The following is a 26,384-nucleotide window of genomic DNA, read 5'->3' as shown; positions in this document are numbered from 1 at the left end:
GGGGGAGTGCCAACTATAAATCTTTACTTATGGCTGACCCAATTATTATTCATTTTTGTTAATCCCTTGTGAGGACTAGTGTGGTGACGCGACTGAATTGAAACATTTGGTCACGTGTCGATCTGGTCTAGCAGGTCGTGGTGTCACCGGCTCAAGGGAACCTACAAGTGATAACAAAGATCCTGATCGCCAACCGTGGTGAGATTGCCGTAAGAATCGTGCGTGCCTGCGCCGAGATGGGCATTCGCTCGGTTGCGGTTTATTCCGAAGCCGACCGTCATGCCTTGCATGTAAAGCGTGCGGATGAGGCCCACAGCATTGGTGCCGATCCGCTGGCCGGCTACCTCAACCCACGCAAGCTGGTGAACCTGGCGGTGGAAACCGGTTGCGATGCGTTGCACCCAGGTTATGGCTTCCTGTCGGAAAATGCCGAGCTGGCGGACATCTGCGCCGAACGCGGGATTAAATTCATCGGTCCATCGGCTGAAGTTATTCGCCGTATGGGCGACAAGACTGAAGCGCGCCGCAGCATGATCAAGGCGGGCGTGCCGGTCACTCCGGGTACGGAGGGCAATGTCGCCGATATCGCTGAGGCCTTGGTCGAAGGCGAGCGCATCGGTTATCCGGTGATGCTCAAGGCCACCTCAGGTGGCGGTGGTCGCGGGATTCGTCGTTGCAACAGCCGCGAAGAACTTGAACACGCGTTCCCTCGGGTGATTTCCGAAGCAACCAAGGCTTTTGGTTCGGCGCAAGTGTTCCTGGAAAAGTGCATCGTCAATCCGAAGCACATCGAAGCGCAGATCCTCGGCGACAGTTTTGGCAACGTGGTGCATTTGTTCGAGCGAGATTGTTCGATCCAGCGTCGCAACCAGAAGCTGATCGAAATCGCCCCTAGCCCGCAACTGACCCCTGAACAGCGCGCCTACATCGGCGACCTGTCGGTGCGTGCGGCGAAGGCTGTGGGTTACGAAAACGCCGGTACCGTGGAGTTCCTGCTCGCCGAGGGCGAGGTGTACTTCATGGAAATGAACACGCGGGTGCAGGTGGAGCACACCATCACCGAAGAAATCACCGGCATCGACATCGTCCGTGAGCAAATTCGCATTGCCTCCGGCCTGCCGCTTTCGGTGAAGCAGGAAGATATCCAGCACCGCGGTTTTGCGCTGCAATTCCGGATTAACGCTGAAGACCCGAAAAACAACTTCCTGCCGAGCTTCGGCAAGATCACCCGTTACTACGCACCCGGCGGTCCTGGCGTGCGCACCGACACGGCGATCTATACCGGTTACACCATTCCGCCGTTCTACGACTCCATGTGCCTGAAACTGGTGGTGTGGGCGCTGACCTGGGAAGAGGCGATGGACCGTGGCTTGCGGGCTCTGGACGATATGCGCCTGCAAGGGGTCAAAACCACCGCCGCGTATTACCAGGAGATCCTGCGTAACCCGGAATTCCGTAGCGGCCAGTTCAACACCAGCTTCGTTGAAGCCCACCCTGAACTGACCAACTACTCGATCAAGCGCAAACCCGAAGAGCTGGCCCTGGCCATCGCCGCCGCCATCGCCGCCCACGCAGGCCTGTGAGGAATATTCCAATGTCCAAGAAGATCTACGTCACCGACACCATCCTGCGCGACGCCCACCAATCGCTGCTCGCCACGCGCATGCGCACCGAAGACATGCTGCCGATCTGCGACAAGCTCGACAAAGTCGGCTACTGGTCGCTGGAAGTCTGGGGCGGTGCGACGTTCGACGCCTGCGTGCGTTTTTTGAAAGAAGACCCGTGGGAGCGTCTGCGTCAGCTGCGTGCTGCGTTGCCTAACACGCGCCTACAAATGCTCCTGCGTGGCCAGAACCTGCTGGGCTACCGCCATTACAGTGACGATGTGGTCAAAGCCTTCGTTGCTAAAGCCGCCGTCAATGGCATCGATGTGTTCCGCATCTTCGACGCGATGAACGATGTCCGTAACCTGCGAGTGGCCATTGAAGCGGTGAAAGCTGCCGGCAAGCATGCGCAAGGCACCATCGCTTACACCACCAGCCCGGTACACACCGTCGAGGCCTTCGTTGCGCAAGCCAAACAAATGGAAGCCATGGGGTGCGACTCAGTGGCGATCAAGGACATGGCTGGCCTGCTGACGCCTTACGCTACGGGCGAACTGGTCAAGGCATTGAAAAGCGAACAGTCGCTGCCAATCTTCATTCACTCGCACGATACCGCGGGTCTGGCTGCGATGTGCCAACTCAAGGCTATCGAAAACGGCGCCGATCATATCGACACCGCGATCTCCAGCTTTGCTTGGGGCACCAGCCACCCAGGCACCGAGTCGATGGTCGCGGCCCTTAAAGGCAGCGAGTTCGACACTGGCCTGAACCTGGAACTGCTGCAAGAGATCGGTCTGTACTTCTACGCCGTGCGCAAGAAGTACCACCAGTTCGAAAGCGAATTCACCGCCGTCGACACCCGTGTGCAAGTCAACCAGGTGCCGGGCGGAATGATTTCCAACCTGGCCAACCAGCTGAAAGAGCAGGGCGCACTGAACCGCATGAGCGAAGTGCTGGCCGAAATTCCGCGGGTTCGTGAAGACCTCGGCTTCCCGCCGCTGGTGACTCCGACTTCGCAGATCGTCGGCACCCAGGCGTTCTTCAACGTGCTGGCCGGCGAGCGCTACAAAACCATCACCAACGAAGTGAAGCTCTACCTGCAAGGTGGCTACGGCAAAGCGCCGGGCACCGTGAGCGAGAAGCTGCGTCGCCAGGCCATTGGTAGCGAAGAGGTGATCGACGTTCGACCGGCTGATCTGCTCAAGCCGGAAATGACCAAGCTGCGTACCGAAATCGGTGCCGTGGCCAAATCAGAAGAAGACGTGCTGACCTACGCCATGTTCCCGGACATCGGTCGCAAGTTTCTCGAAGAACGCAACGCCGGCACGCTGACCCCGGAAGCGCTGCTGCCGATTCCTGAAGCCGGTAGCGTGGCCTCGGCCGCTGGCGACGGCGTACCGACCGAGTTCGTCATCGACGTCCACGGTGAAACCTACCGCGTTGACATCACCGGCGTCGGCGTCAAGGCTGAAGGCAAGCGCCACTTCTACCTGACTATCGACGGCATGCCGGAAGAAGTGGTGTTTGAACCGCTCAACGAATTCGTCGGCGGTGGCAGCAGCAAGCGCAAGCAAGCCACGGCACCTGGCCACGTCAGCACGGCCATGCCGGGCAACATCGTCGATGTGCTGGTCAAGGAGGGCGACGTGGTGAAGGCAGGCCAGGCCATGTTGATTACTGAAGCGATGAAGATGGAAACCGAAGTGCAGGCCGCCATCGCCGGCAAAGTTACTGCCATCCATGTGGCCAAGGGCGACCGGGTGAACCCAGGCGAAATTCTGATCGAGATCGAAGGCTGAGTTAACAGCCTCGATAGACCGTTTTAAACCTCGGGGGGGCATGTGCTCCCCTTTTTTTTTGCTCAACATTCCGCATCCAAAGTGGGGTAGAGCGCTCGTCCTCACCCTGGCTGCGGGATGTCAGTCGTTGCTCAGAACACCATCTGCCACTGCCCTGTTACGCCGTGACTGCGACTGTCACTCCCGATCTCGCCGTTGTACCCGACACCCAGCGTATGCCGTGCCGACACAGCCAGATCGAGCCCGGCGCCAAGCATCAGGCCGTCACGATCAAGCGCTGCGCCTTCGACGGTGAAATTTTTGCCGCCCGTTGCCAGTCGCTGCCGCGTCTTGCTGTTGATATTGCCGTAAGTGTGTTTCCAGCCGGCGCTGAGTCGCGGCGTCAATTGCATACCGTTATCCAGGGTATTGAGCTGTGCCAGCCTAAGGCCGAAGGTGCTATTGAGGTTGTTCTGGGTTTGCCCGTGGACTCGCAGCGTGGCTGCGCCGCCGTTCTCTGTGTAACTGTCGCGCTGATAGCGTTGGTAGCCGAGCGTGACGAAGGGCTCGGCGCTGACGTTGCCGCTGCGCAATGTGTAGCCGACCTCTGCAAAGGCCTGCTGAGTGCTGGCGTCGTAGCTCCCCGTCGGGCGATCGCTGAAGCCGTTGAAGGCGACTCGTCGCTTGCTGCTTCCTTCATGGCTGCTGTGCGTCGCGCCCAAACGCAACGCCAAAGGCCCGCGTTGGTGCAAGGCATAGGCGCCCAGGTGCCAACTGTTCAGCTCGCCGTCGAGTTGACTGCCGTCCAGGCGTGTTTGCGATTTCGCGCCTATGACGCCCAGGCGCCATTGCTCACCGAGTGCCCAATCCGTGCCGAGTACCAGGCCTTTGGTGGCATGTTGCAGCGTGCTGCTTTCATGACGACGATCCACTGTGCCGCCGTTGCCCAGTGCCTGTAACCAGACCCTGTCGCGGGTGTTGCTACCGGCCGCCAGACGCGGCGTATTGCTCTGTTCATGGAGGACGGCGGCGCCCAGTTGGCGCATGGCCGAGAGCATGCTGCCAGTCACAGGACTCACACTGCTCAAGGTTGCATTGGCCAGGTTCGCGTTGCTGCCGCCGGCCAATTGTTCGATGGCCCGACTGGCAGTGGCTTTGTTGGCACCGAGCAGGGCGGTGACGGCAGTGTTCGTGGCCGGTGATGTATTCGGGGTGACAGTGGCAGCGCTCGATGTATCAGAGGGCATCTGGACGGGGGCGATCGCCTCTGGCTCGTCGATACTCTGGGCGAGCTGACGCCCGCTTTCGCTGGTCGCGACGCTGTCGAGCGATACATCGTTACGCGCGTAGGTCAGTGCCACGGACTTTTCATGGTATTGCAGGGTCGGGTTCATGAAGGCCAGGCCATTAACGACGTTGCCGAATTGGCCTTCGACCTTATTGGCGTCGATGAGGGTGTGCTGGCTGCTCACGGGATATTCGCCGGGGACTGCAACGATGCTCAGCGTGGCGTCGTTCAGTCTGGCGGTGCCGCCAACGTTGATCGTCTCGCTACGGCCATTGGCATTCACCTCATAGACCAGCTCGGCGGTGTTGGACATGTTCAGGTCGTCCACCACTGTCGGCGCGCCCTGTAACCTGTTGACGGAGAGCGTGCCGGCCAATTTCAGTTCGCCTACCGTGCCCTGGCCGCTGAAGGCCCCGCGATTTCTGACGTCAACGCCTCCCTCAATGGTTCCTGCGTTGTTCAGGGTGCCGTCAGAGAGCACGGTCACTGCGCCACGGATCTCGCCGTTATTGTTCAGCGTGCCTTGCGTCAATACACCCCCGTCGATATGTCCGCTGTTGGTCAGTATGGCTTTGGGGCGCACCAGGACCCCAATACTGAAATCGCTGGCCCCGTCACGAGTCCAGGCTCCCCGTTTGACTTCCAGCCCCTCGAAGTTGCGCGTCTCGCCTAGCGAGCCACCGTTCGCCGCGTCGAGTTGCAGCACGTCGTCGCCGTCGCCGCCGTCCACCACCCCGGTCAAACCGCCCCGGGCAAGCACCGTCACCAGATCATTGGTATCGCCGAATAGCAGCTCAACCCCGTGCTTTTCAATGTATGCCTTGGTGACCTTGGTGTGGGTGGTGTCGGCCGCATGGATGAACGCGTCCAGCCCGGCGATCAAGTCTTCCGGCGTTTCAGTTGGGGCGGGGGAGGTGTCGGCGGTAATCTGTTGGGCCATTGCGAAGTCAGCACACCCGAGTGCGAACGCAATGGCCAATGCCAGGTGGAGTGGTCGGTGTTGGTGTTGAGCGGGCATTGAGTTTGACCTCTTTGGGAAGGAGGACAAACTCTATGGGGGAGGCGGTAGACGCCGATGTCAGGCGGTTCCGGCAGGGTTGCGGGTTGCGTCAGATTGTTCTGTAGAAAAGAACTGGCCGCTCGGGAATCGTTGTTTTTAGCGCTTCTGTGGGGTGTTTTTTTCCTACAGCCAATCAACAAGCTATCAAAGGCTACGTGCTTTCGCCTTCAGCTAACGGCGGCTCAAGTAAGCCTTCCCATAATGCCGCTCCATCCGTGCCTGTATCAGTTCCAGCCCAATCGACATCACCCAGTAAATAATCGCCGCGGTTGTCAGCATCTCGATGTAGCGATAGCTTGATCGCCCATAGGACTGCGCCAGGAACATCACTTCCCACACGCCCATCACCGAGATCAAGGATGAGTCCTTGAGCATGGAGATGAATTGGTTGGTGGTGGGCGGAATGATCGTGCGCATCGCTTGGGGTAGGGTAACGCGCCAGAAAATCACGCTGTCGCGCATGCCCAAGGCCAGGGACGCTTCGCGTTGGCCGTGTGGAACGCCAAGGATGCCCGCGCGAAAAATTTCGCTGAGGTAGGCGCCGTAGTTCAGCGACAGGGCGATGATGCCGGCAGCGATGGCGCCGGGGACGATACCCAGTTGTGGCAGGCCGAGGTAGATCAACAGGATCTGGATCAGCAACGGCGTGCCGCGAAAGAACGAGGCATAGAAACTCGCTATACCGAACGCCACCGCGCTTTTCGACAGCCGCGCCAGGGCGGTGATGAACCCCAGCAGTGACGACGCGATGATTGAGCACAGGCACAGGAACAGCGTCAGGGCCGCACCTTGCAGGAAGCCGTTAGGCGCCAGGTGCAGGCCGACGAGGTTGGGCAGTTTGTCGAGGATGATCGAGAACTTCAGGTCGAAGCTCAGGAAGAAACTGGCGAACAAGCTGAGCATTGCCGCCCACGTCAGGTACAGCCGGGTGCGAAAGCCGAACATTCGTTGCAGTCGCGACTCAGCCACCGGGGGTGGCAGCTGAGGAGGTTTGGGGAAAGAAGTCATTTACTGATGTCGGCGCCGATCCATTTTTGCGAGAGTTTGCTCAGAGTGCCGTCTTGTTTCAATTGCGCAAAAACAGTACGTACCTTGGCGTCCCACTGGGCATCGCCTTTTTCAATGGCAACCGAGTTCGGTTCCGAGTACAGCGGGTCGCCTGCCAGTTTGAAACGTTTGTCTTCGTTCAGGCGCGGTTGCGCGGTGACGAGGTTGGTCAGAATCGCATCGAGTCGCACGCCCGCGCCCAGGCCCAGGTCCTGAAACGCCACGTTATCGGTGTCATACGGTGCGATCTGTACGTTCTCGAACGGGTACTGCAACTGAGTCTCTTCGGCGCCTTCGATGACGAGGTTTTTGTTCAGGTAGCTTTCATAGCTGGATGCGCTGGTGAGGCCGACTTTTTTGCCGCTCAGGTCCTTGGCGCTGTGGATGCGGTCGTCTTTGGCGTTGACCACGATCACCGCGGGTGAGGCGTAGTACTCGACCGGGAAATCGAAGACTTCGGCGCGGGCCTTGCTCGGGGTCATCGAACAAATGCAGATGTCGTAACGTCCGCTCCAGCGGCCGGCGGCGATGACGTCCCAGGACGGCGTTTCGAGGCGCAGTTTGACGCCAAGTTTGTCCGCCACGGCTTTGGCCACGTCCACGTCGAAACCGTCGAGCTGGTTCTGGTCGTTAAGGAACGAGAACGGCGGATAGCTTTCCATCAACACGCCCACCAGTTCTTTCTTTTGCTCTACACGATCCAGCGTAGCGCCGCCAAAGGCTTGGGTAGAGGCAGCTAGAATCGTCAGGCCCAAGGCCAGCAGCGGTTGAAATTTCACAGTCCATACCTGAATAAAAAAGAGGTTGTTATTAACCGAATGGTGCGTATTAAATAGTTATAAGAACGACTCTGATAGTGAGTTATTTTCATAAGCTTATGAGTGAAAAGCATATGGGCGCAGCACGTACAGTAATTCTCGATGGCGGCATGGGCCGCGAACTGCAACGCGCAGGCGCGCCGTTCAGGCAGCCCGAGTGGTCAGCGCTGGCCTTGAGCGAAGCGCCGCACGCCGTAGAGGCGGTACACGCAGCCTATATCGACAGTGGCGCTAACGTGATCACCAGCAACAGTTACGCGGTGGTGCCGTTTCACATTGGCGAAGAACGCTTTGCCGCTGAAGGCCAGGCACTCGCGGCGCTGGCCGGGACGCTGGCGCGACGTGCCGTGGAGGCTTCGGGCAAAGCCGTGCGTGTCGCCGGTTCGTTGCCGCCGTTGTTCGGTTCTTACCGCCCGGACTTGTTCGACGCGGCTCGGGTGACTGAACTGCTGACACCGCTGGTCACCGGTCTGGCGCCTCATGTCGATCTGTGGCTGGCGGAAACCCAGAGTTCAATCGTCGAGGCGCGAGCGATCCACGCCGGTCTGCCGAAGGACGGCAAGCCGTTCTGGCTGTCGTTTACCTTGAAGGATGAAGACACCGACGAAGTCCCGCGTTTGCGTTCCGGTGAGCCGGTGGCCGAAGCGGCTGCCGTTGCGGCTGAGCTGGGTGTCGAGGCGTTGCTGTTCAATTGCAGCCAGCCAGAAGTGATCGGCGCGGCGATTGATGCCGCACGGGAAACCTTTGAGCGGTTGGGGGTGAAGATTCACATCGGCGCGTATGCCAACGCCTTTCCGCCGCAACCAAAAGAAGCCACGGCCAACGACGGGCTCGACCCGCTGCGCGAAGACCTCGATCCGCCGGGTTACCTGCAATGGGCGGCAGATTGGCAGCAGCGCGGCGCCAGCCATTTGGGCGGGTGCTGCGGTATTGGACCGGAGCACATCGCGGTGCTGGCCCAGAAACTCGTCTAGAAGCTCATCGCGGGCAAACCCGCGAAGGCTTCCGTCCAGGCGCCGCGGGCTACCCGCGGCACTCAGCCAAGGTTTTTACCTGACCGCCATCTGTCTGGTTTTCATCTGAAAGCCAGTGCTCAAAGCCTGCACCAATCGCCGACCACTCCGAGTCCAGAATCGAGTACCACGCGGTATCGCGGTTCTGCCCCTTGACCACCATGTGCTGGCGGAACACCCCTTCAAAACTGAAGCCCAAGCGCTCGGCCGCGTACTTCGAGCGTGCGTTACCGTTGTTGCACTTCCACTCCAGGCGCCGATAGCCCATGGCAAAAGACTCCTTGGCGAGCAAGTAAACCGCCTCGGTACTTTTCGGCGAACGCTGCATCGGCGAACCAAACGTCACGTGGCCAATCTCGATGCGACCCTGGGCCGGGACGATCGACATCAAGCTGAGGATGCCCTGCACCTCGCCGTTGGCGCGATCAATCACGGCGAAGAAATAGGGGTCGCTGTTGGCGGCGTGGTTGTTCAACCAATCATTGAATACGCGGCGCTCCTGAAATGGGCCGTAAGGCAAGTAATCCCAGAGTTTCGGATCGGCCCCCGGACCTTGCAGGGCGTTGAACAAACCGTCGGCATGCCGCGCCGGGTCGAGTTTTTCCAGGCGGATGAAGCGTCCCTCGATCAGTTGAACCGAGGGTGGCGGTACGCCTTTCCAGTCCGCGAGTGAAGTTGACATGGTGTTCTCCTTGAACCTTAGAGGGCGGTGCGAAACTGGATGAAACCGGGGCGTTCGGCGATGCGCTCGTAGAGCTGAATCGCCGTGGTGTTGGTTTCATGAGTCAGCCAGTGAACCTTGCAGCACCCGTCGGCCTTGGCCGTGGCGTAAACAAACTCGATGAGTTTGCGGCCAACGCCGGTGCCGCGGGTTTCGGGCGTTACCAGCAAGTCTTGCAGGTAGCAGGCGTTTTCGATGCTCCAGTTCGAGCGATGGTAGATGAAGTTCACCATGCCCACGGCTGTGCCGTCGACCCAGGCCAGCGCGGAGTGGGTTGTTTCACTGGGATCAAGCAGGCGCTGCCAGGTGCTTTGGGTAACGGCCTCGGGCAGCTCGGTGTTGTAGAACCGCAGGTAGGCCTGCCACAACGGTAGCCACGACGCCTGGTCGTCGGCGGTGACTTGGCGAATCTCGATCTGGTTCATGTTCATTCCTTGGGTATTAGGTGGGCGAGGGCCTGATCGCGCACATCGGGGCTGGCACTCAGCCCCTCGCGCACGCCGGCGATGTCTTCGGCGCTGCGGTTCTGGCTGAGCTTGCGCTTGCCTTCCAGGCGCTGGATCGGCAGGGCGAAGCCGACGATGGCCTTGAGCATCCCGTCGATGTAGTCGGGCGGGGCGTCATCGACTTTCCAGGGTGTGGCGCGACCGGCTTCGTGGCGATCAGTGAGGGCGCTGACCAAATGGCGCAGGCGAGTGGCGTCGGTGAACACTTCGGCGGTGCCATAAGCATGGACCGCGACGTAGTTCCAGGTGGGCACGACTTTGCCGTGTTCGGCTTTACTCGGGTAAAAACCCGGGCTGATATAGGCGTCGGCGCCGGCAAAAACCACCAGTGCTTGTGCGCCATTCTGCAATGCCTGCCACTGCGGATTGGCCCGGGCGAAATGGCCGTAGAGGGTGCCATTCGGCCCTTGGTCCGGGTACAGCAAAAGCGGCAAGTGGCTGGCTTGTAAGCCTTGTTCGCTATGGGTGATTAACACGGCGAGGCGAGTGCCGAGTATCTGCTGATGGAGTTCAGGCAAATCTTCTATGACAAAGGCGCTGGGCAAGTACATGGAAATTTTCCTTGGAGAATGTCTGCATCCTAGGCAGGCTATTGGTCTGTTGTAAGAGCCATTCATGACCCATTTCGTAGGTCCAATGTCATGCCTGATTCGTCGCTGTCCCTGTCATTTAACCCGACCGGTATCGAACTTGATCGCGGCAAAGGGCTGAGCCGCCAGCTGTATCAGGCGTTGCGCCTGCGTGTGCTCGACGGGCGACTCGCTGGTGGGATGCGTTTGCCGGCCAGCCGTGATCTGGCCACCGCGTTGGCGATTTCCCGTAACAGCGTCGTGCGCGCCTACGATCAGCTCTACGCCGAAGGTTTTATTGAGGGGAGGGTCGGCGACGGTACGTATGTCGTGCAAATTGGGCCCGGTACGTTACTGACAAAAAAACTATCCACAAAACTATCCACAGGCTTTTCAACAGGCTTATCCCCAGCCTTATCCACAAATTGGCTCGATTTACCTGTGTTTTCATCCAGTAAAGTTATCCACAGGGGAGGCTTGGCGCGGGTTGAAAAGAACCATTTGGCTAAACCTCCCAGCGGTCCGCCGAGGGCATTCAGGGTAGGTGTTCCGGCGTTTGATCTGTTTCCCTTTGAGGTCTGGGCCAAGCTGAATGCGGCTTTCTGGCGAAAACCGGATTTTCAGCAGCTGTGTTATGGCGATCCGGCTGGCGACCAGCGATTACGCGGATTGATCGCCGCTTATTTGCGCAGCTCGCGAGGAATGCAGTGCTCAGCTGAGCAAATAGTGATCACCAGTGGCGCACAGCAGGCGATTAGCCTTTGTGCACAGCTGCTGGTGGAGCCGGGAGACGGGGTCGCGGTGGAGAATCCGGGGTACCGCGCTGCGGGTCATGCGTTCGCTGTGGCTGGGGCGAAATTGCACGGGGTGTGCGTGGATAACGAAGGTATCGATTGCGCCGAACTGAACGGTTTGAGCGATTGCCGATTGGCGTATGTCACCCCGTCTCATCAATATCCGACCGGGGTAATCATGAGCCTCGCTCGGCGCCTGGAATTACTGGCGTGGGCTGAGCGCACTGACGGCTGGATCATCGAGGATGACTATGACGGTGAATACCGCTACAGCGGCGCACCGTTGGCGCCATTGGCGGCGCTGGACCGGCAGGAGCGAGTGCTGTATGTCGGGACTTTTGGCAAAGTGGCGTTCCCGGCGCTTAGGTTGGGCTACCTGGTGTTGCCGATCGGGTTGGTAGAGGCGTTCTCCCAGCGCCGTGCTGTGGATGTGCGTCATTCCGAGGTCAGCACTCAAGCGGTAATGGCCGAATTCATGGCGGCGGGGCACTTTCAGAGGCATATCCGTCGTATGCGCCGTGCCGCGTTGAGTCGGCGCAATACGTTGCTGGCGGGTTGGCCGATGGATATTCCGGGCGTTGGCAGTCTGCCAAGCGTGGCAGCAGGGCTGCATTTGACCGTGCGGGTCGAGAGTCAAGCCTTGGAAAAGGAGCTGATCGAAAAAGCCACCCGTGCCGATATCGAGATCAATGCACTCAGCAGCTATTGGTTGCCGGGTTCGCAACAACCGCTGGACCAGCGCGCCGGGCTGGTCCTGGGTTTTGCGGCGGTGCCCGAAGTCGACATCATAAGCGCGCTCGGACACCTGGATAAACTTTGGCGACAATGAGCCCTTACCGGCGACACTGTTACTTCAGAAACAGCAAGTCAGCTAATCGATGGCTGATTTCAGCACGATAAATCGCAATGGACTGAAGTGGACCCACAGTATTGCGCGTTACGAACGCACCGCCTGACAAACGCTGTTCTACGGTCTTCAGGTGTGCGGCAGTGAAGGCTGATCGTGGCGTATCGGACGTCGGGTAATGGAAGTGGGCATACCAGAGCACCTCGCTGGTTGCTTTATCGCTTATCTGGTACTCATCCATAAAGTCCTTGCGCTGACCTTTCAGGCGCTGATGCGCCGTTCCTGATTTAACTATCCGTTCGATTTTCACCAGCCCCTTGCTATGCAGCCATTCAAGACGTCCCGCCGTCGGCGGCTGCCGTTTGGTCATGGTGATGCGAAGTTCACTTCCTTTTTTGTACAGCTCTACCGCCCCGTTACTTAGTTTTTTGGTGACATCGGCCGCTGAGCCGGGACCGCTTTCCGTGGCGTTCATATCGGTCAGGGCTTGCTCGATAGCCGCGGCCGCTGCCTCCATTCGGTTAGCCTGCTGATGGAACATTTCCTCGATTTCCAGGGGAATGCGCCGAATGTTTTTGGAATGCGCCTCAGTCTGTCGGGTAAACGGTTCCAGCTGTGTCAGTAAGGTTTTTCCGTTTTGAACACTGACAGCCAGGGTTGGATGCCGGGCTGAAGGTAACGTGGTATTAGGCCGAACATGTTCGACCCAGCTGCCCGGCGTCTTTTCATGGAACGTCGCAATGACCATGCCTGTCAGCGCAGAGGTCACGTCAACCAGTTCGGTATCGGTGCTTTTCAGTCGAGTTCTGGACGTGCCGATAACCGTCCCTTTGAACCGAGTCTTGATAACGCGAAGTGGTGCTTTTTTCGGTTGGGATGGTCCTGGAACAGGTTCTAGGGTTCTGCGTTCTTGCAGCAGTCCCGCCAGGTGATCGATTGCGCGCTCGTTGAATACCTCGACTCGCGCACGCATTAAGTCCAAAGCTGGTTGCAACAGTTGCCCTGGGTACTCACCAGGCAGGTCGAGGATGCGTTGATCGAGGGTTGCAAACTGCTCCACAAAATCACTGAACCCCTCAATTTGTTCAGTCAACGCCACGGTGTGACCTTCTCTATCGAGGTCCAGTGAGGACTGAATGGTGAGACCCACGTCTTCGACAAGCGCTGCCAATGTTTCGCGGGCGCCCCCTGTGGCAGCCGTGCCGGAATCATTGAGGCAAAGTTCTTGAGCAAGGCTGATCTGAAACAGCTTCAGGTCGTGCAGGTCAAAGGAGGGCTGTGTGGCCGTGTACTCACTGGCTATTAGCGCTGCGTTTTTGCCCAGCCGCTTCAGCTCTTCGATTCGTGCTTGGCCGAACTCGATTTTATCAATCATCCCTTGGGCCAGTTCGCTGGTCTGTTGATGAGTTTGGCGGGGTGTTTGGGTGTGTTCGACAGGCTCGTTATCAAGTAAGGCGATTGAGCGGCGTAGGTAGTTCCCGAAAACCCGATTCTGCTGATCGCACCATTTCTTCGTGCGCCAGAGTTGTGCTTCCAGGCAACTGACCATGACCTCTCGGTAGTTGACAATGGGCTCAAGCGCATTGAAGGCTTTGAGTTGATTTATGTAGACGCCGTAGATGTCCAGCTGTCTATCCAGTGTTTCGATAAGCATTCGATTTTGAGGATCATCGACGCCGGGTGTTGAGGTGGCGGCGGCTTTCTCTGCGTTCTCTAGCGCTGTCTTCAGCGTTTCCTTGTTCGCGTCGAAGGAAGTTAGTTGTTGTTTGAGCTCGATGATGCGTCGTGCGTTTTCCTGCATTACTTCTTTTCGGCTGCGACCTCCACCGCGTAATCTCAAGCGTATGTCGACTTCCCATGCTCCATTTGAAGAATGCATCAACAGTGGGCCGGTTTTTGCCGGAGAGTCGCGTGTATTGATGATCTGCACGAAGTCACTTTCATTGAGGGTGACTTCGAACCAGCGTTGGCCGACCTGCGCATACCATTTCTGATTTAACGCGCTCAAAAATTGGTGTAGGCCGACTTCGGTTGAGGGGGCGGGCAAGCCTTGAGGTTTGGTAATGGCCATGCCCTCCAGAAAGGCCTCCAGACCCTTACGCGCAAGGGGGCCAGAGGTGTACAAAGAGGTTTTGTGAGATTCGGGTAACTGCTGCGCGGCGATGTCCGGCATCTGAGTGAGCGTGATTTTCGGCGGCGCCGTCGTGACCAGTTTTTCTTCTGTATTCTCCTGTTCCTGCTCAAGCACTGTGGGTTCTTTGTCCAATAAGGCAGAGTCATTTTCCAGGGCTCGCGCAGCCCCTGCATGGCGTGTCGCTGCACGATGGGCAAGTACCATGGCTACTGCCAGAAACAGGTCGGTCAGCGCGGTCCAAGTGTTTTCACTGTCACCCTTTTCGCTGGCTTTATTAGCCACATCCAAGTCGTCTATGATTTGCCAGATCCAGGTCGCTGTTTCAGCTGTTCTGCCCAGAAACGGCAGAGCGATGTTGAACAGTGCCCAGGCCCCGTGTTTGAGTGTCTCCCAGCGGCTTTGAGCGTTGGAGACTGACTGTCGGTCTGCAAGGGTGATCATCGCGTTGGCATTGTCGGCGAACAATGTCGACAGACAAGGTTCCACAAGGGGTGTCTTGGACAGCGTGACTTCCCCCATCATGCGCAGGACTGACGTTGAGTCGACCAACCATTGAGACAATGTCCAGGCGGAAGGCAGGCGACCGGGGAACACGTATTGCGAATAGTTGAATCGCACATCATCTGGCAGCCAGGCCAATACGGACTGCCGAAGCGTCTGGCTATGTTTGATTGCATACAGCAGATTGGCTTCGCAGGGGTACTGTAAAAGCGCAGGTTCAAGTAGCGGGCGAAAGAGCAGGCAAGGCCCCTTGTCGACAAATTTAGGCCCGATGACAAACATATTGGCGACCGCATCGGCTTTGTCGTCCGTATGACTTTCGGGAATGAAAGCCAGCGGCCGAATAATAATTTCCAGATCGCTCACATAACGATCCGTTGCTTTTTCATGCATCGCCGCGACCACATACTGGTAGCCCAGATCGTCAATTCCAGACTCGCCACGGATCTTGTACTGCAGTGCTTGAAGCGGTAACTGGATGCGCAACTGGCTGGCGAACAGCTCTTGTCTTCGTTGCGTTTCCAGCGTGTCAGCGAACAACTTACGTTTGATCAACGCGGGATAGACTTCACCGATATCGACATCAGTGACCAACTGTTGCAGATAGGCCGGGGTCATCCAGGCTTCAACCACGCCGTTGTCAGTGCGTCGCACGGTCTTGTTTCCCAACGGCACCGCAATCAGATTCTGCAATGCCAAATCGACCAACGACATCGTGACGGTCTCGGTCTTGCCTGGCACGGTGAAAGTACCGATAACCACAAGACTGGTGATGCTTAGTTCAATGTTTTCGAGTTTTGGATCCTCGGTTTCCGGATGATCTTTCACTACCCGGTCTCGCAATGTGTTCAGGGTAAAAACTCGTAGCGCTGGAATGTCATCCAGATAGGATTTGCCGGCATGCTTTTCTCTAAGCAATGCGAGGTCCATCAGGTGTCGGCTGTAACGGGTCAGATCCGCTGGTTGCGCATCGTTTATCCATTCAGGCAGAAAGGATCTGATTTGATCGTACTGCCCCGTGGGCAAGCCCTTACGGTGTACCGCAGCAGTATTGATTGGAGGCTGGTAATCCTCTGGCGCAATTGCGCCGTAAAGCTGACCTATGGCTTGGATTTCGAGGGCTATCAATGCACAGGCTTGATGATCGAAAAAATTGCCTGTCGGTTCGTACAACCGCCATCGCACCGCATTTGAGCCAGGGGAGGAAGAAAAGCGGTCCGGGAGCGTTTTGCCAAATGATTCCAACGAATCGTGTTGCTTGAAACCTTCGGCAATCGAGCGGCTGATCACGAGTGTACGTCCGTCCACTGTCCCCACTAGAACGGCGACATCCAATACCCACTGATGCCCCTGCGAGTTATCGATGTCGATCAGGCAGGCCTTGTACTGATACTTATCAGTATTGTGTCGGCTGGTTTGCTCCGGGTTATTGAAAAAGGCCAGCGCCATCGCCTTCTGGTCCTCGTCCCAGTCAGGCATTTGCTTGATGTGCCAGAGCTTGCGCAAGTTGTCCGAAAGCTTAAGCCAGCGCGGGACTGCGTTTTCGGTCATCTCGTTCCAGTAGTCCACGTACTGTTCTTGAAGTGCCACGAAAAATAGCAGGCTCAGTTGGTTTATCAGTCTCCCGATTGCACTGATTTTGACCGGGAGCTGGATCGCTGAGTTGGCGCCCGGCTGCAACGTCAGATAGTGCTCTGCGTCAATCCAGGTGGCGGTCTGTGCGCTGAGACTGAGCCGAACCAGTGCGTCGGTGAGTGACTCGAAATGGTTGTTGCCGGACGAAACCTGACCATCAGCGACATTCCAGATGGGCGTTACGATCACCGCTTTTGACGGATCGATATTCAGTGCCGGGTAGAGAGTGCTGAGTGCTGAGCGCAATGCTTTACAGGCGACCTCTCGCATTGAGGGCCCCGTCACCAATTGGGTGAGAATATTTTCGAAATCGGTATCAGACATTGCCATTACCCTTTTGCTGATCCATACGCAGCCCGCCGGGATGCGCTATCGGGGCAAGGTAGAGGGCGGTAGAGCACGGGAGGTGGTAGATAGTTAGTGCAGGTCGAAAGAATTTGCTCATGTCGGTGGTGAGATGCAGCACACGCAGAGCGCAGGCAAGCGCGCGTGATTCCCGGGGTGTGATAAGTCACTATCGCGGTCAGAAAAAACCCGCGAATTCGCGGGTCTTCAGATGAGGGAGGCAGCAGCAATGGCTGCCCCGGGTATGACGTCTCGTGGTTGTTTCAAGTCCCGGATTTAATTTTAGTCCAGGCTCGGGTTCGCGCTCGCTCCGCGTCACGCGGCAACGGTTGCAAGGTGTAAAGGGTGCTCATGGCCGCTTCGGTGGGGTACAGGTTCGGGTTGTTACGGATCGCCGGGTCGACGCGGTCGGTGGCGTCTTTGTTTGGGTTCGGGTAACCCACGAAATCGCTCACGGGCGCGATCACTTGGGGTTGCAGCAAGTAGTTAATGAAGGTGTAGGCATCCTCGGTATTTTTTGCGCCCTTGGGAATCGCGAGCATGTCGAACCAGATCGGCGCGCCTTCTTTGGGCAAGCGCATGTCGACCACCACGCCGTTCTTGGCTTCCTTCGCGCGATTGGCGGCCTGGGAGAAGCTTCCGGAATAACCGACCGCAACGCAGATGTCTCCGTTGGCGATATCGGCCATGTACTTGGACGAGTGGAAGTAGGTGATGTACGGACGGATCTTCATCAGTAAAGCTTCAGCCTTGACGTAGTCTTCGGGCTTCTTGCTGTTAGGGTCCAGTCCAAGGTGCTGCAACGCCAGCGGCAAAATTTCCGACGGCGAGTCGAGCAGCGCCACGCCGCACTGCTTGAGCTTGCTGATGTTCTCTTCTTTGAAAATCAGGTCCCAACTGTCCACCGGCGCGTTGTCGCCCAATGCGGCCTTGATTTTGGCCGGGTTGAAGCCGATCAGGATGGTCCCGTACATGTAGGGCACCGCAAATTTATTGCCCGGATCGTTGGTTTCGATCAGCTTCATCAGCTTGGGATCGAGGTGGTTCCAGTTCGGCAGTTTGCTGCGGTCGAGCGGCTGGAACACACCGGCTTCGATTTGCTTGGCGAGGAACACGTTGGACGGCACCACCACGTCGTAACCGGAGTTGCCGGTCAGCAATTTGGCCTCCAGCGCTTCATTGGTGTCGAAGATGTCGTAGACCAGTTTGGTCTGGGTGTTCTGGGCCTTGAAGTCTTCCAGCGCCTTAGGGGTGATGTAGTCGAACCAGTTGTAGACGCGCAACGTGCGTTCTTCGGCGTGAGCGGCACCACTGAGCACCGTGGCGCAGAGCATTGTCGGGAAGATCGCTGGCGCGATAAAACGCTTGAGTCTGTTCATTGTTCTACTTCCTCATTGTGCGCAATCGAAACCTTCGAGAACGTTCACGGCATTGATGCCGATTTCTTCTACGGCGTAACCGCCCTCCATCACAAACAGCGTCGGTTTGCCGAGGCCTGCGATGCGCGCGCCCATTGCCAGGTAATCCGGGCTGTCGAGTTTGAACTGGGAAATGGGGTCGTTCTTGAACGTATCGACGCCCAAGGACACAACGACGATGTCGGCGTTGTAGGTTTCGATCACCTTGCAGGCCTGTTCCAGGGCGGCACTCCACGTGTCCCACCCTGAGCCGGCGGGTAACGGGTAGTTAAAGTTAAAGCCTTCGCCAGTCCCTTCGCCCAGCTCATCTTCGTAGCCGAGGAAAAACGGGAACTCCGCTTCGGGGTGGCCGTGGATCGAGGTGAACAGCACGTCATTGCGTGCGTAGAAAATCGATTGGGTGCCGTTGCCGTGGTGGTAGTCGACGTCCAGGATCGCGATTTTTTTGTGGCCCTGGTCGAGGAACGCTTGAGCCGCAATGGCGGCGTTGTTTAGGTAGCAATAACCGCCCATCAAGTCGCTTGCGGCGTGGTGTCCTGGTGGCCGACACAAGGCGAACGCACTGCGAGCGCCGCGCTGGATCACCGCTTGGGCTGTCAGGGCGACTTGCGCTGCGCTGTACGCCGCTTGCCACGTACCGGCGGTGATCGGGGCGCCGCCGTCGAAGCTGTAGTAGCCAAGCTGGCCATGCAGGCTGGTCGGCATGATTCGGCGCAGGGTGCGGGCTGGCCAGGTGTAGGGCAGCAAATCACCGTCTGTATTGAACTCGGTCCAGCGTGCCCAGGCACCTTTGAAGAAGTCGAGGTAGTCACGGTCATGAACGCGCTGGATTGGCCCCAAGCCGAAGTCCTGCGGTGCGTCGACCGGGCCCAGATTGCGGTCCTGCACACGTTGCAGCACATGGTCGGCACGCGCCGGCATTTCGAAGCAGGGCATCAATTGCCCGTCCATCAATTCACTACGCCCATGGTGCAGATGGTGATCGTCCGAGTAGATCGTCAGCATTTATTGTTCTCCGCAAGCTGATTCGGTGGAACTCAGTCTTGCGGCGAGCGCTGATTTGGAGAACGGCAGGAAAGGCCAAAAGGGGATCGATATGGCCAATAAGTGTGTCCGAAATTCGCCCCTCAATGGCGCTCGAATGCCTCAGCTCAGGGCGCGTAACGCTGAATCTGTTGATTTTTTGATCTTCAGGGGCGGAACTGACTGGGCGCCACGCCACTCCAGCGCACAAACGCATGTCGAAAACTGGCGGTTTCACTGAAGCCTAGCGCTTCGGCAATTCGGTAGATCGGCCACTGATCTTCACAGAGCAATTGCTTGGCCCGCTCGAACCTTAGTTCATCGAGCAATTCCTGATAGCTACACCCCAGATCCTTGAGGTGCCGACGCAGGGTGCGCGCCGAACATGTCATCTGTTCGGCTAACCCCTCTAGCCCTGGCGCGGCGTTGAGTTGCGCGCTGAGCAACTGGCGAATCCGCCCCAGCCATGCCTGGCGGCCAGTGAACTCGGTGTTCTGTTTGCGGCAGCGTTCGGCCATGGCCTGATGGGTGATGGTGTCGGCCAGTGGCAAGGGTTGATCAAGCCAGCACCTGTCGAAGGCAAACGCGTTATCCCGCGCCTCGAAGTGCAACGAACAGTCGAAGTGTTCGGCGTAGGTCGCTTGGTAATCCGGCGCTGTGTGTTCGAACCGAGCGCGAAGCAGTGGCAACGAATGCCCAAGCAGGTCGTCGCAGATAACTTTCAACGAGACCAAACAGAACTCGGCGTTGAACACAGCCAGAGAAGCGCTTTCCCGGTAATCGGCAGCCACGAACCAGATGTGCTCGCCGTCGTCTTCCAGGCTCAGTTCGAAAAGTGTTCCCAGCAGCGCCGGATAGCGTATCGCCAGGCGCAATGCGTCACCGAAGGTGGCACTGGTGAGCAGTGCATAACCGAGCATGCCGTAGGACGAAACGTGCATCCGCCTTCCGAGTTCCAGGCCGATATCACGCTTGAGCGCGACCGCGTTGGCGCAGACCTGCATCTCTTGATGGGTGGTGATGCGGGTGTCGGCGCGGCTCAAGTCGGCAGCACTGATACCGCTGTCGGCCAGCAGGGCGTCGCTGGACAGACCTTTGGCCTTGAAAGCGTTAAGCACCAAAGCGACGGCGTTAAGGGTGGTGAGGTGAGAGTGAAGCATGATGGCTTCCAGCCTTTAGGTGACTGGAAGCAGCAAGTTGTGTGCCGACACGTTGTGGCAAGGGCGCGGGATCTTGCTCTCGGCGCCCAACTGGATCACTCGGCGAAAAACAGTCGTTTTGCCTGATCCAGGCCTATTTCGCTGCGGTAAAACGCGATCTGTTGTAGCTCATTCATGCCCTTGACCGTGTCGGCTGCCAAACCCAGATTTTTCTCCGCCAGGGTTTTCAAGCGCGCCGAGACAAACGTCTTGGACGGTGTCCAGGAGGTCGAGTGGACGAGCCCCCTGAAAGACAGGACACCGTTTCCCCCTTAACATAAGGGATAGGCAAACGACTGTGTATATGACTAATAGAAACGATAAGGGTGGGGAGCTTTTGGGTCAGGAGCGGCGTCGCCGCTGGAGCCCGGAGCAAAAACTGGCCATGGTTCGCGAGAGCCTGCAACCGGGGCAAAGCGTCTCGGTGGTGGCTCGACAGAATGGCGTGAATGCCAACCAGTTGTTTCAGTGGCGCAAGCTCTATCAGAGCGGCAGTCTCTCGGCTGTCAGTGCTGGGGAGAGCGTGGTGCCCGCTTCCGAGCTGGCCGATGCGCTCAAGCAGATCCGCGAGCTACAGCGCATGCTTGGCAAGAAAACCATGCAGGTCGAGATCCTTCAGGAAGCTGTGGAGATTGCTCGGTCGCGAAAATGGATTGCGCACTCACCCTTGTTGCCGGGGGACGACCAGTGAAGCTGATCAGTGAAAGTCTCGGTGTAGCGCGCTCGCAATTGACGGTTCGACTCAACCCAAATGCTCAGGTCGAGCGGCGTCGCCCTGCGCTGGACGATGCCGCACTGGTCGAAGAAATTCAGGCTGAAGTGAGTGAACTGCCCAGCTACGGGTACCGCCGTGTGTGGGGGTTGCTGCGTCGTCGGCGTGAAAAGCAGAGTCAGGCGCCGATCAACGTCAAGCGGGTTTATCGCGTCATGCGCGATCATCAGTTGCTGCTGGAGCGACGGATTAAACAACCGGGTGTGGCACGCCGTCACGAAGGCCGAATTGCCGTGGCCACCAGCGATACCCGGTGGTGCTCGGACGGGTTTGAGTTTCGCTGTGATGATAACGCCAAGCTGAGCGTGACCTTTGCCCTGGACTGCTGCGACCGCGAAGCCATCGGTTGGGTGGCCAGCCCGACCGGGTACAGCGGCGACGATATCCGTGATCTGATGCTGGAGGCGGTGGAAAAACGCTTCGGTGAAGAGGCGCCTGCCACCCCGGTGCAATGGCTGAGCGACAATGGCTCGGCCTACATCGCTGAACAGACACGCCAGTTTGCCCGACAGATCGGTTTGCAACCGGTGACCACACCGGTGCGTAGCCCGCAGAGCAACGGCATGGCCGAGAGCTTCGTCAAAACGATGAAACGCGACTACGTCGCGCACATGCCCAAACCTGACCGGGAAACAGCCTTGCGTAACCTGACGATTGCCTTTGAGCATTACAACGAGGAGCATCCGCACAGCGCGCTGAAATACCGTTCACCACGGGAGTTTAGGCGTTTGGCAGCGGCATCAATTTAACGGGGTGCAGGTGTCCGGTTTGATAGGGGCCAGTCCATCGAGTAATGAAAGTGTGCGTACCAGAAGACCTTATGGGATTTGGAGTCGCTGACGGTGTACTCATCCAGGTAATCGGATTTGCTGCCCTTGAGCCGACGCCGATTGATGGTTTTTTTAATGGCGATCAGTTTCTTTCCGTTGAGCCACTCAATGCCTGCGATGGTAGGGGGCTGCTCCTTGATCATTTTTTCCATGCCGATGTGAGCCTGGGTGTAGAGGCTCTCTACGGCGGCGTCGAGGTTTTTGCTGATCTCGGCGGCCGAAATTGAGTTGTCATCGGTGAGGTTGGCGTCTGTCAACGCTTGCTCGATGGCACGACTGGCCTGCTCCAGTCGCATGGCATGCTGGTGGTACAGGTATTCCACTCCCGTCGGCGTGCGTCCAGGTTGATTCATTTGCGCCGTGGCGCGTGTTTTGAACGCTGTCAGGCCATCGAGCAGGGCCTGACCTGCGGTAGTACTGCTTTGAATATTCGGGGCGACGGCGGTTGACTCCGAGGACTGGACCCTTTCAACCCATACGCCCGGTGTTTTTTCATGGAAGGTCGCCATGGTCTTTTGGGTGAGGGGCGACTTGATGTCCACCAGATTAGTTTCAAGGCCTGCGTCAGACAGGCGCGGCTCGCCGATGAGCACACCGTTGTAGCGCGTATGGATAAACCTTCTCTTGGGTCTGGGCGTTGTTTGCGACGGGCCTGGCTGGACTCGCAGGATGTTCCTTTCGCCGATTAACAAGACCAGATTATTTACGGTGCTTTGCTTGAACTCGGTGATCTGATCGCGCAAACGGGTGAAAGGCTCTTCAAGCACCTGCCCAGGGAACTCCAGTTTGAAGTCTTGCAAGCGTTCGTCTACGCCGCTGAACTGTTCGAACAGGCTGTTCAGGGTGCCGATTCGTTCGTCCAGACGGTTTTCGCTGCGCTCGGCCAAGGTATCGCGCAGCCCCTGGATCGTGAGGTCGGCGCTGTCGATAATCTGGTCGATGGCATACCAAGCATCCGGCGCTGTCGTGGTGGTTTCTGACGCCAGGCATAAGTTGCGCGACAGGGTGACTTGCAGCGCCTTGAGGTCTTCGATGGCGTAGGCAGGCAGGCGCTTCCGAGTGTCTTGGATCAGTTGCAGACCTTCCTTTGCAAATACCTTGAGGTGGGTGAAGCGCGACTGTATGTAACTCAGGCGCTTGATCATGTCCCGGTTTAACACGCTCATTTGTCCGGCGTCTTCGATATGACGATCTTGACGGGCCCGGCCCTGTTGCTCGGCTTGATCCAGAACGGTTCTGAGTTTAGGAGTGAAGGTAGTGAGTGCTTCGGTTATTCCCGCTTGTGTGAGGTCGAGTTGGGCCTTGAGGTAACCAAGAGAGCGTTGCTGATAATCGTGCAGAGGGGTGAAGACATTCAATGTTTTGAGTTTTTGCAGCGCATCCTCGTAGTCGGTGCGCTGTGTTTCCAGTTTTTGCAGGTAGAGCTCGCGTTTGCCCTCGACAGACGTGCCTTGTGCGTCGGTCATCTGTTGGCGGGAAAGCTGAAGTGCATCCTGGGTCGTCTTCTTCTCGTTCTCGAACGTCGTCAATTGTGAGCGCAGCAGTGCGGCTCTTGTCGTTATCAGGGTCTCGTTTTTTTGCTTCTGCGTTGGTAACCCGCCCCCGCGCAGGCGCAAACGCGTATCGATGAACCACTCGCCCTTGGCGTTGTTGATCAAGGTCGGTCCCGTTCGAGTTGTCTGCCTGGGGTCTACGATAATGACTTTGGCGTCTGTATCCACGGTGACTTCAAACCAGCGCTCCCCTACCGGGGCGTACCATTTTTGCCCGAGAGGGTAAAGATGCCGATGCGCACCCGTTACGGTGGAGGGGGTGACCAGTCCTTCCGGTTTGACGGTTTTGAAGCTGTCCAACACGCTGCCCAGGCTCGCGGGCAGTCGATTCAATGCACCGCTGGTGTGCAGGGATCGAAAATGGCCCGGCGGCAGTTCGTAAGCGGTGAGATCCGGAATTTTCTTCACAACGGTGGGTTCCGCCAATGGCGGGGTATTAATGAGGAGTTCCGGCTGTGATTTTTTGGCAGAGATACTGCGGGTCGGGCGGTTACGGCTGGCCATGTGTACTGTTATTGCCAGGCCCAGCGTGAGCAGAATGTCGACGAAGGTTGCCCATTCCTCTTGTGTTCTTTTTTGCTCATAGTCTTCGACGAAGGTTTGCAGGGTATCGACCATCTGCCAGATCCAGGTTGCAGTGCCCGCGGTACGGTTGAGAAACGGCAGAACGGAACTAAAAATTAGCCAACCGGAGTGCTTGAAGGTTGCCCAGCGGGCTTCGGTATTCGATACCGATTGACGATCGGCGAGTTCAATCAGCGCGTTTGCGTTGGCCTGGTAAAGGTTCGCGAACAGTTCGCCGTTCAGGGGCTGGGCCCCCAGAGACATAGGCCCACTCATCGTCCATAACTTTACGGGGTCCACCAAAAACTCTAGGGCCGCCCAAGGCGAAGGCAGTTGGCCTGGAAAAACGTAAAACTCGTAGTCGCTGCGCGCGGCATCTGGAAGCCAGGCCAGCACGGAGTTGCGCAGGCTCACGGATTGTTGAATGGCATACAACAGGTTGGCTGGCGACGGGTATTGGGTAAGCGGTTCGTCGAGCAATGGTCGATACAGCAGGCAGGGGCCGGCGGCAGGGTCTTGCGGACCGATTACGAACATATTGGCGACCACGTCCGCTGTCGTGGTGATCCGGCGCTTGGGAATGAAGGCCAGTGGACGGATGACAATGATCTGCCCCTCGACCTCGTGGTCGGAGAGGTCGGGCTGCATGACGGCTACGACATAGCGATAACCCCGCTCGTCGATACCGGCCTCATTGCGAATCCGACATTGCATGGCCAGCAGTGGCAGCTGGATACGCAGGTGCTGGGTATAGAGCGCTTCGCGGCGCGCTTTTTCTTTTGGGTCATCCAGCAGCTTGGCTTTGATTAGCGCTGGGTAGGTACTCCCGATGTTCACTCGCTTGATCAGTGCTTCGATATAGTCGACCGTCAACCAGGCGGGCCGGGAGTTGCCGTTTGTCGAGCGCAGTGTCTTGTTGCCCAGAGGCAGTGCGACCAGGTTCTGCAGCGCCAGTTCAACAAGGCTGAACAGACTGACTTCGGTCTTGCCCGGAACGGTGAATGTTCCCCATATAAGCTGGCTTTCGATCCTGACGGTGAACATGTCGAGCTTCAGCCGGGCGGCATCGGCATGGTCTTTGGTCATTTCGTCTTTGAGTGCTTTGAGCGTGTACTGGTCGATGGGCAGGATACCGTCCTGATAGGACTGCCCGGCGTTCAGACTGTGCAGTGTGGCGAGGTCCTTCAGGTGTCGTGAATAGAGGGTCAGGTCACTGCTCGATGCGTTACGCAGCCAGTCGGGCAGCAAGTCACGAAACCATTCTTTAACGGGGCCCTTCTTCTCGGAGAGTTCAACGATGCCAAGGGGTTTGCGCAGAGGCGACTGGACCGCGTCGATGGGGTTGAGGTCCGCCACACTCAGTGCTCCGATGATATCAATCTGCATGGAGATCAGTGTGCAGGCCTGCTGATCAAAGAAATGCCCGCTGGGTTCGTACAGTCGCCACTGTATTTTTTTGTAATTGCGCGAGGTGTCCAGATGAACAGGCAAGCTGGCGCCCAACTGTTCGAGCGAATCGAATTTTTCATACCCGTTTACCCCCGAGTACATGAGGATGCTTGTGCGGCCTTGGTGTGTGCCAATCAGTGCTGCGAACGGCATCTCATTCAGATGCTTCACGTTTTCGCCGTCGACCGAGTCGATGTCGAACAAGTAGGCCTTGCTGCCAAACGGGTTGTTAAGCCCTCGAGTCGCCAGGTCGGGAGCATGGAAGAAGTGGCGCGCCATACGGCAGTCTTCAGTGGTCCAGCCCTCGACCTTATCGACATTCCAGATATTGCGCAGGGTGCTGGACAGTGCATGCCAGCGCACGCCGTTATTGTCGGTTTTGTTCCAGAACGCCAGTTGTTGTTCCTGATAGGCAATGAGCATTTGGGGGGCAAGTATATTGAGGGTGCTGGCGATTTCAGCAATGCGTACAGGCAGATGAAGAACGGGGTCTGTAAGCGGCTGTTGGGTGAGAAAGTGCTGACTCTCAAGGTAGATGACTTGATCGTCGTTTAAGGATCGTCCAGCGAGAATGTCGGTCAGCGCTTCGTATTGAGTGGGCTTTGGAATGATCGCGTCGTCGACGATTTCCCAACACGAAGTACCCACCATGGCGATGGCCGGGTCGATGTCCAGGTTTGGATAAAGCGCCTGTAAGGCCTGTCGCAAAAGCACGGCGGCGACTTCACCCAAGTCAGGACCGACGCACAGTTGAGTCATCAGTGCTTCAAGTGGGGCATGACGAACAGTTTTTTGCTGCGTGGGGGTATCGGATGATTGAGTCATGGAGCATCCCTGTTTCGCAAAGTATGGAAGCTGCCCGAGGGGGGTCTCGGGAAGCTCCATGCTAAGGAACGGCAAATCAGGGAAGGTGGTA

16 protein-coding genes are annotated in these 26,384 nt (G+C 57.6%); 5 read left to right on the top strand and 11 right to left on the bottom strand.

Translation table 11 applies throughout. The features are described 5' to 3' along the window. Positions 1-167 precede the first annotated feature (167 nt). The gene (locus tag RHM68_RS25445; protein WP_322219733.1) at positions 168-1,583 is read left to right on the top strand and encodes an acetyl-CoA carboxylase biotin carboxylase subunit; all 1,416 of its coding nucleotides are present in this window, start codon (positions 168-170) and stop codon (positions 1,581-1,583) included. A gap of 11 nt (positions 1,584-1,594) precedes the next feature. After that, positions 1,595-3,403, top strand: coding sequence for a sodium-extruding oxaloacetate decarboxylase subunit alpha (gene oadA, locus RHM68_RS25440; protein WP_322219732.1), 1,809 nt, complete (start codon positions 1,595-1,597; stop codon positions 3,401-3,403). A gap of 131 nt (positions 3,404-3,534) precedes the next feature. Here oadA and RHM68_RS25435 read toward each other — a convergent pair whose 3' ends face one another. The 3 genes from RHM68_RS25435 to RHM68_RS25425 all read right to left on the bottom strand — a co-directional run bounded on the left by RHM68_RS25435 (position 3,535) and on the right by RHM68_RS25425 (position 7,556). Further along, positions 3,535-5,688 carry an autotransporter domain-containing protein gene (locus RHM68_RS25435; RefSeq protein ID WP_322219731.1) on the bottom strand — a complete coding sequence of 718 codons (2,154 nt, stop codon included), beginning with the start codon at positions 5,686-5,688 and terminating at the stop codon, positions 3,535-3,537. A 213-nt stretch (positions 5,689-5,901) separates the two neighbouring features. Further along, positions 5,902-6,738: an amino acid ABC transporter permease gene (locus RHM68_RS25430; RefSeq protein ID WP_322219730.1), complete on the bottom strand. Its 837-nt coding sequence runs from the start codon at positions 6,736-6,738 to the stop codon at positions 5,902-5,904. Continuing rightward, complete coding sequence (locus tag RHM68_RS25425) at positions 6,735-7,556, bottom strand: ABC transporter substrate-binding protein (protein ID WP_322219729.1); 822 nt, start codon at positions 7,554-7,556, stop codon at positions 6,735-6,737. The genes RHM68_RS25430 and RHM68_RS25425 overlap by 4 nt, the downstream gene beginning before the upstream one ends. 113 nt (positions 7,557-7,669) lie before the next feature. Here RHM68_RS25425 and RHM68_RS25420 point away from each other — a divergent pair, with 113 nt between their 5' ends. Beyond that, positions 7,670-8,569, top strand: a complete 900-nt coding sequence (locus tag RHM68_RS25420) for a homocysteine S-methyltransferase family protein (RefSeq protein WP_322219728.1) — start codon at positions 7,670-7,672, stop codon at positions 8,567-8,569. A gap of 49 nt (positions 8,570-8,618) precedes the next feature. On the opposite strand, the gene RHM68_RS25415 is transcribed toward RHM68_RS25420, so the two are convergent. The 3 genes from RHM68_RS25415 to RHM68_RS25405 are packed head-to-tail and all read right to left on the bottom strand — an operon-like array spanning position 8,619 to position 10,386. Beyond that, positions 8,619-9,290, bottom strand: coding sequence for a GNAT family protein (locus RHM68_RS25415; protein WP_322219727.1), 672 nt, complete (start codon positions 9,288-9,290; stop codon positions 8,619-8,621). 17 nt (positions 9,291-9,307) lie between these two features. Next, positions 9,308-9,754 carry a GNAT family N-acetyltransferase gene (locus RHM68_RS25410; protein ID WP_322219726.1) on the bottom strand — a complete coding sequence of 149 codons (447 nt, stop codon included), beginning with the start codon at positions 9,752-9,754 and terminating at the stop codon, positions 9,308-9,310. Positions 9,755-9,756: 2 nt separating this feature from the next. Further along, positions 9,757-10,386, bottom strand: coding sequence for an FMN-binding negative transcriptional regulator (locus tag RHM68_RS25405; RefSeq protein ID WP_322219725.1), 630 nt, complete (start codon positions 10,384-10,386; stop codon positions 9,757-9,759). A 90-nt stretch (positions 10,387-10,476) separates the two neighbouring features. Between RHM68_RS25405 and RHM68_RS25400 the strand changes: the two genes are divergently transcribed. Continuing rightward, positions 10,477-12,027, top strand: coding sequence for a PLP-dependent aminotransferase family protein (locus RHM68_RS25400; protein WP_322219724.1), 1,551 nt, complete (start codon positions 10,477-10,479; stop codon positions 12,025-12,027). A gap of 19 nt (positions 12,028-12,046) precedes the next feature. Here RHM68_RS25400 and RHM68_RS25395 read toward each other — a convergent pair whose 3' ends face one another. The 4 genes from RHM68_RS25395 to RHM68_RS25380 all read right to left on the bottom strand — a co-directional run bounded on the left by RHM68_RS25395 (position 12,047) and on the right by RHM68_RS25380 (position 20,261). Then, on the bottom strand, positions 12,047-16,639 hold the full coding sequence (locus tag RHM68_RS25395; protein ID WP_322219723.1) for a dermonecrotic toxin domain-containing protein: 4,593 nt from the start codon (positions 16,637-16,639) through the stop codon (positions 12,047-12,049). A gap of 284 nt (positions 16,640-16,923) precedes the next feature. Next, positions 16,924-18,039 (bottom strand): polyamine ABC transporter substrate-binding protein, encoded by a 1,116-nt coding sequence (locus RHM68_RS25390; RefSeq protein ID WP_322219722.1) that lies wholly within the window; start codon positions 18,037-18,039, stop codon positions 16,924-16,926. 12 nt (positions 18,040-18,051) lie between these two features. After that, positions 18,052-19,083, bottom strand: coding sequence for a histone deacetylase family protein (locus RHM68_RS25385; protein ID WP_322219721.1), 1,032 nt, complete (start codon positions 19,081-19,083; stop codon positions 18,052-18,054). 185 nt (positions 19,084-19,268) lie between these two features. Further along, complete coding sequence (locus RHM68_RS25380) at positions 19,269-20,261, bottom strand: AraC family transcriptional regulator (RefSeq protein WP_322219720.1); 993 nt, start codon at positions 20,259-20,261, stop codon at positions 19,269-19,271. A gap of 343 nt (positions 20,262-20,604) precedes the next feature. Here RHM68_RS25380 and RHM68_RS25375 point away from each other — a divergent pair. After that, a protein-coding gene (locus tag RHM68_RS25375; RefSeq protein WP_322216042.1) for an IS3 family transposase occupies positions 20,605-21,821 on the top strand; the annotation gives its coding sequence in 2 pieces (ribosomal slippage) (positions 20,605-20,950 and positions 20,950-21,821; 1,218 coding nt in all). Here the strand turns inward: RHM68_RS25375 and RHM68_RS25370 are convergent. Further along, a complete protein-coding gene (locus RHM68_RS25370; RefSeq protein ID WP_322219719.1) occupies positions 21,818-26,293 on the bottom strand; it encodes a dermonecrotic toxin domain-containing protein in 4,476 nt (1,491 codons plus the stop codon). The genes RHM68_RS25375 and RHM68_RS25370 overlap by 4 nt on opposite strands. Positions 26,294-26,384 lie beyond the last annotated feature (91 nt).

The organism is Pseudomonas sp. DC1.2, assembly GCF_034351645.1.
GTDB lineage: Bacteria > Pseudomonadota > Gammaproteobacteria > Pseudomonadales > Pseudomonadaceae > Aquipseudomonas.
This window is presented reverse-complemented; position numbering and strand designations above follow the sequence as displayed.